2 protein-coding genes are annotated in these 2,341 nt (G+C 48.7%); both read right to left on the minus strand.

The genetic code is table 11. From position 1 onward, the window contains the following. Positions 1-16 precede the first annotated feature (16 nt). The gene (locus INT22_RS01225; protein WP_193067518.1) at positions 17-634 is read right to left on the minus strand and encodes a hypothetical protein; all 618 of its coding nucleotides are present in this window, start codon (positions 632-634) and stop codon (positions 17-19) included. Positions 635-845: 211 nt separating this feature from the next. Beyond that, the gene (locus tag INT22_RS01230) at positions 846-1,625 is read right to left on the minus strand and encodes a DUF3560 domain-containing protein (protein WP_193067519.1); all 780 of its coding nucleotides are present in this window, start codon (positions 1,623-1,625) and stop codon (positions 846-848) included. Between the last annotated feature and the right edge of the window lie 716 nt (positions 1,626-2,341).

Genomic DNA, 2,341 nt, shown 5'->3' on the forward strand with positions numbered 1-2,341 from the left:
GGGCTTTATGGTGGTGTTAAGCGTAGGCTGTCCAGCGGTCGGCGCTGTAGATTTTAGCGCCTGCAATCACAGTTGGTTCTATTTTCGACGCGCTTTGAAAAGAGCTAATGCGAACATAGTCACCATCAACACGTTTTGTAAACGGGGTGCCAATCACGTTTTCAGGGTCAGGAATGCACGTGCCTTGCATGTATTCATCGCTGTGGCTCTTACTACCGATTTCAACAATTTCAACGCTGCATTTGCCAACAAGGCGCGTCACTAGGTAATAGTCGATATTGGTTTGCTCATAGCCCCACATTGAGCGCAGCACGTCACCAACCTTCAAAGCGCGTTCCTCGGTTTTGCGGCTGTTTGCTTTGCGCTTCATGGTGCCGTTTAGGAACTCTGCGGCGGCTTCGTCGCGGCGTTCTTCGGTCTTGTAGCGGACAAGCAACGCCGGCTTTTTAGCGCGGCCACGGTAGGCACAAAGGCAAGGGCCATTTTGATCAAACAGGTAGACAACGCCGCTATAGTCGGGAGCAATTACTTTTTCGCGGTCAGCGTTTGCCTGATCCCGCCAAAGGTCAGCTTTTTTCACGGCGTCAGTAGGTTCAGTCGGCTGTGTGGCTTTGATTTCTGTCAGTGTCAGCATGTTATTTCATCCTTTGCAGTGTTGGGCTAGGTGCGGTTGCCGCCGCGTGGTTCCCAGCATTGGGGCTTGCTGCCCCAACCTCTGTATTATCTGATATAGAGCCTTTTATGTCAACACCAGGACAAACATTTTATTGTTTTTTTGTCTTTCCTGAAGGGCTTATAAATGCTTTAGCAGGTAATGAGGCTATGCCCCATTACCTGCACTAACGTTAAGCGTTAAGCGTGTCTAGTTGCTGGCGTACTGCTGCGCCTGCGTGTTTTCCTGGGTTAGTCAACTGGCGAACCCATGCCCCACGGCTGGGCGACCATTTAAAGGCGTTGGCCTTTAATACCTGGCGCACCTCTGCCGCTGGTTTACCGTCAAAAATGAACATCACGCGGTTTTCTGTAGTGTCCTCGCGGTAAGTGTACCCCTCACCCTCTATCTCCTTGTCTACGGCCTCTTTGCTGGCCTCTAGCTGCTTGATACGTTCGCGGGTGCTTTTGATTTTCGCGTTGTTGTTGCTGAGAGAAAAGCTAGGAAACCCCCTCCGGCCCCGAAGATCAGACTTTAAGAGTTCGGCAACTTCTGCTTCAGTAAAGCCCATTGCGGTCAATCCGGCTGAATCTTCTTTGCGCGCCAATTTATTCGCCTGCTTCATTTTTTCTTGGATTTTATTCAGCTTTGCCAGCTTTTCCTCTAGTTTTTTGATGGCGTCGGGGTCATCGCTGGAAATGCCACCAGTGCCTACCGCGTCGGCTTTTTCTTGCAGATAAGCCGCTTTTTTATCTGCTTCCACACTCTTACGCATTTGGTTGTCCATCCGGCCACGATAGCGGCGGTCGCCGCGCTCAGAATGGTGGCCAACTAGAATAGGCTGACCCATCGGGATAGCGTCCCCCATGCGCTTAGCTTGGGTGTAGTGTGATTCGCTGGCTTGCTGAGCGCGGGCGGCGCGTTTCTCGTAACGTTCTTTTTTGGCTGCTTGCTTTTCTTCATAGCTGTTCATCGTATTAACTCCTTTGCAGTGTTGGGCTGGGCGCGGTTGCCGCCGCATGGTTCCCAGCATTGGGGCTTGCTGCCCCAACCCTTGTATTATCGGCTATAGAGGTTTTTTTGTCAACACTAAGACAAACATTTTTCTATTATATTTGTCATTTGGGCGATTATTAGACCAAAAAAAACCCGCCATAGCGGGCGGGTTCTTTTGGGGCATTTTTTAATGGTGATGTTTCTTGTCTATCTTCACAGCAATAGTAAGAGCAATGCCCATTAATACGGGGATAAATAATAAAACATAATTCATATTCATTTTCTGCCCTCCTCGGTGTCTACCTTATTATAGATGCCTAATAATGTTGTTGCACTCCCTAAAGCAATGCCCGCAAGACCCGCTAATAAGGTCATCTGCGAAGTGAAAAATGCCCCTATTATGCTAAGCGCAATAATAGTCACACCAAGTCTATCCAGTGCATCAGCTATCCCTCTAAATATTTTCGTTCTCTTTCTCATGTATCACCTTATTTTTTATGGCTTTATTGACTAGGGATATTATCGCTCAAATTGCGCCTTTGGTCAACACCAAGACAAACATTTTTTGTCTTTTATTTTTCGATAATCAGAAGTGCCACCAAACCCGGGCATGCTTGATGGAGGAGGTGCAGGGGGGCGGGAAAAAAGGGGTTAAGTGGAACTCGCAGCGCGAGTGACAGCCTTTCCTCAACC

It is taken from the genome of Halomonas sp. 3D7M, from assembly GCF_014897885.1.
In the GTDB taxonomy this organism is placed as follows: domain Bacteria; phylum Pseudomonadota; class Gammaproteobacteria; order Pseudomonadales; family Halomonadaceae; genus Vreelandella.

Excerpts from the sequence above, each read along its gene's own strand:
- INT22_RS01230 (WP_193067519.1), bottom strand. The coding sequence starts at position 1,625 with ATGAACAGCTATGAAGAAAAGCAAGCAGCCAAAAAAGAACGTTACGAG.
- INT22_RS01225 (WP_193067518.1), bottom strand. The coding sequence starts at position 634 with ATGCTGACACTGACAGAAATCAAAGCCACACAGCCGACTGAACCTACT.